This is a genomic window from Desulfacinum hydrothermale DSM 13146, from assembly GCF_900176285.1.
GTDB lineage: Bacteria > Desulfobacterota > Syntrophobacteria > Syntrophobacterales > DSM-9756 > Desulfacinum > Desulfacinum hydrothermale.
The window spans coordinates 86,026-93,403 of the sequence record NZ_FWXF01000013.1 but is presented as its reverse complement, the minus strand read 5'-3'; the positions used below and the strand labels follow the sequence as shown (position 1 = coordinate 93,403).

General features: G+C 60.7%; 9 protein-coding genes. 3 read left to right on the top strand and 6 right to left on the bottom strand.

Annotation, left to right across the window (positions count from 1 at the left end; translation table 11 throughout):
- The first annotated feature begins 222 nt into the window (after positions 1–222).
- Entirely contained in the window at positions 223–423 is a 201-nt protein-coding gene (locus B9A12_RS11810) for a hypothetical protein (RefSeq protein WP_084057939.1), read from the top strand.
- Positions 424–611: 188 nt separating this feature from the next.
- Here B9A12_RS11810 and B9A12_RS11805 read toward each other — a convergent pair whose 3' ends face one another.
- On the bottom strand, positions 612–1,757 hold the full coding sequence (locus tag B9A12_RS11805; protein ID WP_084058100.1) for a radical SAM protein: 1,146 nt from the start codon (positions 1,755–1,757) through the stop codon (positions 612–614).
- A gap of 236 nt (positions 1,758–1,993) precedes the next feature.
- Here B9A12_RS11805 and B9A12_RS11800 point away from each other — a divergent pair, with 236 nt between their 5' ends.
- Positions 1,994–2,317 carry a recombinase family protein gene (locus B9A12_RS11800; protein ID WP_084058099.1) on the top strand — a complete coding sequence of 108 codons (324 nt, stop codon included), beginning with the start codon at positions 1,994–1,996 and terminating at the stop codon, positions 2,315–2,317.
- A gap of 313 nt (positions 2,318–2,630) precedes the next feature.
- On the opposite strand, the gene B9A12_RS11795 is transcribed toward B9A12_RS11800, so the two are convergent.
- On the bottom strand, positions 2,631–3,029 hold the full coding sequence (locus B9A12_RS11795; protein WP_084058107.1) for an Hsp20/alpha crystallin family protein: 399 nt from the start codon (positions 3,027–3,029) through the stop codon (positions 2,631–2,633).
- Positions 3,030–3,064: 35 nt separating this feature from the next.
- Positions 3,065–3,529: an Hsp20/alpha crystallin family protein gene (locus B9A12_RS11790; protein ID WP_084058098.1), complete on the bottom strand. Its 465-nt coding sequence runs from the start codon at positions 3,527–3,529 to the stop codon at positions 3,065–3,067.
- 204 nt (positions 3,530–3,733) lie between these two features.
- Between B9A12_RS11790 and B9A12_RS11785 the strand changes: the two genes are divergently transcribed.
- A complete protein-coding gene (locus tag B9A12_RS11785) occupies positions 3,734–4,573 on the top strand; it encodes an MBL fold metallo-hydrolase (protein ID WP_084058097.1) in 840 nt (279 codons plus the stop codon).
- A gap of 237 nt (positions 4,574–4,810) precedes the next feature.
- On the opposite strand, the gene B9A12_RS11780 is transcribed toward B9A12_RS11785, so the two are convergent.
- The 3 genes from B9A12_RS11780 to B9A12_RS11770 form a co-directional block, all read right to left on the bottom strand.
- The gene (locus B9A12_RS11780; RefSeq protein ID WP_084058096.1) at positions 4,811–5,179 is read right to left on the bottom strand and encodes a hypothetical protein; all 369 of its coding nucleotides are present in this window, start codon (positions 5,177–5,179) and stop codon (positions 4,811–4,813) included.
- Positions 5,180–5,398: 219 nt separating this feature from the next.
- Positions 5,399–6,607: a quaternary amine ABC transporter ATP-binding protein gene (locus B9A12_RS11775; RefSeq protein ID WP_084058095.1), complete on the bottom strand. Its 1,209-nt coding sequence runs from the start codon at positions 6,605–6,607 to the stop codon at positions 5,399–5,401.
- Complete coding sequence (locus tag B9A12_RS11770; RefSeq protein ID WP_139796606.1) at positions 6,604–7,350, bottom strand: sulfotransferase-like domain-containing protein; 747 nt, start codon at positions 7,348–7,350, stop codon at positions 6,604–6,606. The genes B9A12_RS11775 and B9A12_RS11770 overlap by 4 nt, the downstream gene beginning before the upstream one ends.
- Positions 7,351–7,378 lie beyond the last annotated feature (28 nt).

The window sequence follows — 7,378 nt, the reverse complement described above, 5'->3', positions numbered from 1 at the left end:
TGGTCGGCCGACAAGGCGATGCGCGGCATGCGCAAAGCCGCCGCCATGGCCAAGGCCGCGTAGAAACAGGTTGCGGGCGCTCCATGCCCCATTGGAGAAATCCTGACGCGCCGTGAAGGCCCGCAGGCATACTCGAGGTCCCGGACCGCCCGCTTTTCTATGGTAGCACCCTACCAGCGGCGAGGCAACCTGGAGCCCGGAGCCCCCGCCGGAGGCACCCGTATGCCCATCGCCCGCGCTAATGGCGCCTCGTCGCGCGCAGATCGCGTCAAGGGCGGTAAAGCCGGCGAGCGCAGCGAGCGCACCCTTGACGCGGGCGAGCACGACGAGACGATCCGTACCGCGATGGGCCGGCGGCTCGCAGGCGCGGGCATTCGCCAGCGTAGGAGTCAGCCGACATGGGTGATGTCGCTTCAGGGTTGACATCCCTTATTGCATCTCCTTGAATGTTGGGGGACACGGAAAACGCGGCTTGGTTGAAGCCTCCCTGTTGCTGTCGACGGTGTCACCTTAAGCCGCGGGTGTCTTCAACTCCTTGACCTAGGTCAAATCCAGTCGATTTTTTTCTCTCAAGCCGAACCGCGAAGGAACGCCAAATGGCCGGACTTGACTCAGATGTACTGATCCCCCAGTTCTTTGATGAGCGTTTCCAGGTCCTTGCCGGTTTCGGCTTCCAATTCCCGGCGGGCCCGCTCCAGGCGGGCGCGCATGGCCGGATCCATCAGATCGTCCACGGAGCGCAGCGCCGCCCCTCTTCGGCCGAGCCGGTAAAGCAGACGGTCCTGGTCGGGCAGTTCCAGATAGCGGTCGATGGCCGCCAGCATGCGCGGCTTGTCGTGAGGGAAGGTGCCTTCCACGTTTTCCAGCAGATTCATGATGTGGTCGGAGGTGAGGGTGCTGTGGATGCCTTCCAGGTTTTCCACCAGAAGTCGGATCTCGCGCACCACGTCGTCATCGCCAAGGGGCTCGAAGGCACCTTCCTGGAGATCCTCATGCAGCGGAGTGCCCGGGGGAATCCGCAGGCTCCGCAGTCGAATGAAGTGGGGATCGATGGCGTTGAGCACACGGGCCGTCTCCAGGGCGTGTTCCCGACTCCAGCGGACACCGCCCAGCCCGGGCATGATGTATTCGGAAAGGGTCATGCCCGCCTCGATCACCTTCCGGCCGGCTTCCATGTGTTGGTCCGCCGTGGCGCCCTTTTCCATGAACCGAAGGACCGTATCGGATCCGCTTTCCAGGCCGATATGAATCCGATCCAGTCCCGCGTGGCGGATCTCTTTCATCTCATCCAGGCTCTTTCGGGCGATGGTGTTGCTTCGTCCGTAGGAGGTCACCCGGGTGATGCCCGGCACACGCTCTCTCAGGTAGCGCAAGGCCTCCACCAGATCGGAAGTGCGCATGATCAGATTGTTGGCGTCTTGCAAAAAGACGGTGCCCTCGCCGTGGTAGGCCCACACGGCCACGTGCCGGGTGCACGTCCCCTGGGCGGGGTCGGTGAGCACGCGGTTGATGACCACCGGGCTGATGCGGCCCCCTTCTCCCAGGGACCAAGAAAGGGCTTTCAGGTCTTCCAGGATGTGGCTGACCGCGTCGATGTCCGCCTTGATTTCGGAAAGGGGGCGCCGGCTGAAGGACCGCCCTTTGTAAACGGGGCAAAAACGGCAGCGGTTCCACGGACAGTTGCGGGTGAACCGAAGGAGCAGACTTTTCGCTTCACTGGGGGGGCGAATGGGACCCTGCTCGAACGTGAACGGCATGGAAAAACTCTCCTTTCCTGGAATTTTCCGCACAGGTTGATGCTCGGGCCACCTTGGACCTTACTTCTCAAAACTTTAAGGACTTTTTCCCGGAAAGCCAATGCCTCCGGACCGGTTGCTTTCTTCCAGGTCGTCCACTATAGTCTCTTGGAAACGAAAGACGACGGGCCCCGTGCCCGCATGGGATCGACTCGATAGAGGGCCCGTTCCACATAAAGGGAGGAAGATGGAGGATCATGGAAGACAAATTCAATGCCATTTATCTCATGGTGCGCCAAGATGAACTGACCCCGGAAGACGGGGGGTCTTACGAGCGTTCCCTGGCGGCCCAGAAGGAAGCCTGCCTCAAGCATCTCCAGGCGGCCCTTGCGCCGGAAGAAGCCGACACTCCCGTGGAGATCTACACCAGTCGTCGCCAACTCTTTATGGACGTGGACCGCCAGAGGATCAAACGTCTGGTCGTCCACGATCTGGACCGGTTGGCCGCCACCAAGGAAGAATTGGAGGGCATCCTTTTCGATCTCCGCTCGGCGGGGATTCCCGTTCTGACGGTGAACTGAAAAGAGGAGCGGGACCGACCGGCCCCGCTCCTCTTCCGATCTCAGCACGCAGACCCGCGTCCCAAGACACCCCATGAAGGTCCCTTTGCAAATGGTGAAAACGATTGTGTCCGCTCCGGGCGGTTCGGGACGACCAGAACACCGAGCCCTGCCCCCCTGGAAGTGAAAGGGCTTTGAAATCTTTAGGGGCGCCCCGGCGGGCCCGTGCTGCCGACTTGGCCTTTCAGCACTAGGGGCGGGTTCCAAACCCGCCCCCACAAGGCTCCCCAAAAACCACAGGCAACACTGGAATTTCACCCGGTTGGTAACCCGCCTAGCCGGTCTTGACCGTGATCTTCTTGGGTTTGGCCTTGTCCACCTTGGGTAAGGTGAGGGTGAGGACTCCGTCCTTCATGGCCGCTTCGATCTTGGATTGGTCGATGATCCGGCCCAAGTTGAACTGACGGTAATAATCGCCCACGCCATATTCTCGAAGAAGGACCGTTTCGCCTTCCCCTTCCAGGCTCACCGTGCCGCGGATGGTGAGCTGGTCATCGCGCAGGTCGATATCCACATTTTCCGGCGCCACCCCCGGCATGTCCGCCACCAGGGTGAGCGCTTCTTCGGATTCGTAGATGTCCACGGCCGGAATGAAGACCGGAATGTTGCGGGTGCTTTCCGCCTGGGTCTGCACTTCCTGCTTTTCCCTCAATTCAATGTCCTTTTCCGCCATGGTTGTCACCCCCTTTGCCGTCTGCAGGGATCCCATTACTGGGCCTTTACCGGAATCTGCTTGGGACGCACTTCTTGAGCCTTGGGAAGCACGATGGTCAAGACACCGTTGTTGAAGGTGGCCTCCACGGCGTCCACGTCGATCCGGGTGGGAAGCGTCAGGCTTCGACGAAAACGACCAAACTCCCTCTCCCGGCGATGGTAGCTCACGTTGTCACCCAACGGGGCGGGTTTGCGTTCGCCGCGCAGGGTGAGCGTGTCGCCCTCAACGGAAATCTCGATCTGGTCGGGATGCATGCCGGGCAGTTCGGCCCGTACATAGAGATTGTCCTTGTCTTCACTCACATTGAGCGGAGGAAACACCCCCACGCGCGCGGTTCGAAGGCTGCGGAACCCTGGAAGAAGCCGATCCATCTCGGCCCGAAGCCTTTCCATCTCCCGCTCCATTTCTTCAAAGGGGCGAAACAGATCACCGGGTGCGGACCAACGAAGCAGTGCCATGGCAAATCCCTCCTTTCTTGTTGATATCGTTGAGCATTTGTCTCTCTGTTTCGTTCGGTCAAAAATTAAGTACACCCTGAAAACCTGTCAAGCAGGGCGGCGGATTGACTTCCAGAGGGGATTGTCCTAGGAATCGAAGGACATGGCAGGGGGGAGCCGACGGCAGAAAGCGGCAGTGCCTGTTGCAGCAGGGGAGGTCAGGCGTTGAAGACGTTCGAGCGGGAAGATCCGAGTCTGGAAGGGGTGGGCTGGATACCGGATTCCGGGCCGTGTTCCGGGGCGTATGTGCTGCATGGAGGCCGGACGCTCATCGACACGGGAAACATGCTGGGTCTGGTGGATGAGCTCCGGGATATGGGGCCGGTGGAAAAGCTGGAGCGGATTCTGCTCACACACGCCCACTTCGACCACGTGGGCGGCATGGCGGAGATCTACCAAGTGACGGCGCCCGATCTGATCGTCCACAAGCTCACCCGGGAGTACCTGAGGCTGCTTCGGCCCCCTTTTCCGGAATTTTTCCAGAGCCTGGAAGAAGCAGGAAAGGTGCACTGTGTGGAGGACGGGGATGTGGTGGACAGCGATCCACCGCTGGAGGTCTGCCACCTTCCCGGGCACACGGCGGGGGATCTGGCCTTTTACTGGCGGGACGCCGGGGCGCTCTTTTGCGGGGACGCGGTGTTGCCCCACAAGGTGCGTTTCGCGGCGATTCTTTCCAAGCCCGACGAGGTTTTGGGCGGCCGCATGCAGGACAAGGTGGATTCCCTGAAGCGCCTTCTCTCCCTTCCTGTTCGCCATTTGTTCCCGGGCCATGGGGAACCGGTGCTCCACAAAGGGGACCAGCAGGTGAAGATCGCTCTGGTCACCTTGTATCAGGCCCTGTATCCGGAACCGCCCGAAAAGGCCTGGCTTCTCATGGCCGGCGACCTTTTGGATGCGGGCCAGCCCCACGAGGCCCGCCAATGCTGGGAAAAGGCGCGCTCCCTCGCCCCCGACTCCGTCGAGGCGGCCCGGCTGGCCGATCGCTTTGACCTCCAGGATGATTGAAAACGCTCCATAGGGCGTTCCCATCCCTAGGGCTGTCCGCCAAGGGCCTTTGGGCCTCTTGGGCGCTTTCCAACGAACGGAAATGCCAATGGGCCCCGCAGCTCTTCGGGAGTTCTCGAAGGGTCTCGTGGGGGCGGGTTCGCAACCCGCCCCCATCTTCCACAAGGCCGGGTCGACAGCACGGGATCGGGTGGGTGTGCCCCGCGGGGTGGGATGGCGGCAAAGGCGGGATGTTGCCTAATCAGAGCCCAGCATGAGCATCACGCCGGTTTTCCCTTCGTCGGGACTCACGACCACGTGGACCGCCTGATCCCCTTTGGTCCAGTGGCTTTGCATGCCTTCCTTTTGGATCAGTTCCATCTGGGATTCCCAGCCGCCGTTGCTGAGAGCTTCTTTGTAGAATTGGAAGACCTTTTCGGGTTCGTCCTGGGTGCGGAGCATGACCTGGATGCGTTGTTGCATCTGCATGGCCATCTCAACGGTGGAGCCGGGGTATTGTGCCACCACCAGGGCCATCTTTTCCGGATAGTCCACCTGCGCTGCAGCCAGGGCGGGGAGAAGAAGCACACAGACGATCAAGAAAAAGACCGATCTCGTCCGTTTCATGGGGGCCTCCTGTCTGTTGGGGGGACGGAAAGACGGGCAACGGAACCGAGGTACAAGACTGCTTGCCACATTTAGAATACGGAGAGATCCAAAAATCAAGCACTTTTCACCCGCCCCTGGGAGCTTGTCCGACAATGCCGATTTTAGAACTTTTGAGTATGCTAAGTGTTCGAAATTGCGTTGGCCCCAATGGATGGTTTGGCGTTCTCAGACAGGCTCCTAGCCCTCCAGATCCTGTTTCCATTCCTGGAGCAGGCGTTTGCGGGTGACCACCCCCAAGATGCGGCCTCTTCCGTCCAGCACCGGGGTTGGGTGGATGCTGGATGCCGCCTGTTCCACTACCTCACTGAGCGGCGCGTCGGGCCCAATCGCGGGCACCCCGTTGCAACCCGCTGGGGCAGAGCCTCCGCGAATTTTCCTGGCAGCCTCTTCACGGGTGAGCACACCCAGCAGGCGCCGGTCCGTGTCGGTGATGAAAACACACTGCAAATCCTCTTTTTTCATGCGATCCAACACGGCCAAGGGGTCTTCTTCGCGCCGTGAGGTCCAAGGGCGGGGATCCGCCATGACGTGGCGGGCCGTGATCACCTTGGCGCGGGAGACGGAAGCCACAAATTCCTCCACGTAATCGTTTTCGGGCTCCAGGACGATCTGTTCGGGAGTGCCCATTTGCACGATTCGACCGTCTTTCATCATGGCGATACGGTCGGCCAGACGGATGGCCTCGTCCAGATCGTGGGTGATGAAGACGATGGTTTTCTTGACCTTGGCCGCCAACTTGAGAAATTCATCCTGCATCTGGCGGCGGATGAGGGGATCCAGGGCGCTGAACGGCTCGTCCATGAGCAGAATTTGCGGATCGACCGCCAGGGCGCGGGCCAGGCCCACCCGCTGCTGCATGCCGCCGCTCAGTTCCACGGGGTGGTTCCGTTCCCACCCCTGCAATCCCACCAGCTCCAACGCCTCCAAGGCCTTCGCGCGTCTCCTTTTCTTGGAAACCCCTTGCAACTCCAGGCCCAGGGCCACATTGTCCAGGATGGTGCGGTGGGGCAGCAAGGCGAAGTGCTGAAAGACCATGGCCATCTTTTCCTGGCGCAGCCGCCGCAGCTGCTTGGCGGAGATGGCCTGGAGGCTGCGCCCGTCCACAAACACCTCTCCCCAGGTGGGCCGGATCAGCCCGTTGAGGCAGCGCATCAGGGTGGACTTTCCGCTGCCGGAAAGTCCCATGATCACGAACAATTCACCTTCCCGCACCGAAAAGTCCGCTTCCCGGACGGCCACCGTGCAACCGGGCAGGGTCTGAATCTCGTGCTGCCTCTGGGGGGCGTTGCGCAGCTGGCCCAGGGCGCCGCCGGGAAGCTTTCCGAAGATCTTCCATACGTCGCGGCAGCAGAGCTTTTCGGCCGTGGCGTCGGTTCCTTGGTTCATGATTCCACCTGGAAGCGATGGGCGTACAGTTCCTCATAAAGGGGCCGAGCCTTGGCGTAGGCGGAAGCCAGGTGCTCGTTTTCATCCACGGAGAGATATTTTTTCGGCTTCTTCTCAAAACCCCGCCTGGAGGCCGCGTCGTCATGCCAGCCCTGGGATCCCCACACCCCCCATTCGGGACGATGTCCGGCGTCCCATTCCAAGGCTTCCGGCAGAAATGGGATGCCCACGTTCTCGCAAAAGGCCTTCACGACGGCCTGGGGGTGTTCCAGCAGGTCGGTGGAGTCCATCACAAACGGCGTTTTAGCCGTGATCTCCCGGGCCAGTTGAAAGGCCCGGTGAAGCGCCTGGTATCCCGCTTCCTCCCACGTAAAATCGGGCCAAACATGGTGAAGGGACGGAAGGGCCTGCGCGGGGTCGCGGATCAGGAAGACGTTGATGAATCGCTCCAAAACGGATCGATCCAGCCGAGGTCCCAGGTGATACGCCATGTCCTTAAAGAAGACGGGGCTTCGGTCGGCCGCCTGGATGAGGGAACCCATCACCGAATCGAAATCGTTCTTCGGATCGCCGGGCTCATGGGAAAAGCGATGGCTCACGCGTTCGCGGCTGTAGTAGTAGGTCATGGAAAAGGGCTCGTGGAACACGGTGAAGTCCCCCCGTTCCATCATCATCCTCTCAAAGGCGGTGGAAACGGACCGGGGAACGGCCCATAGGGCGATCATGGGATGAGGCATAAACATCTTCTCCGTTTTGCGGTTTCATATTTGA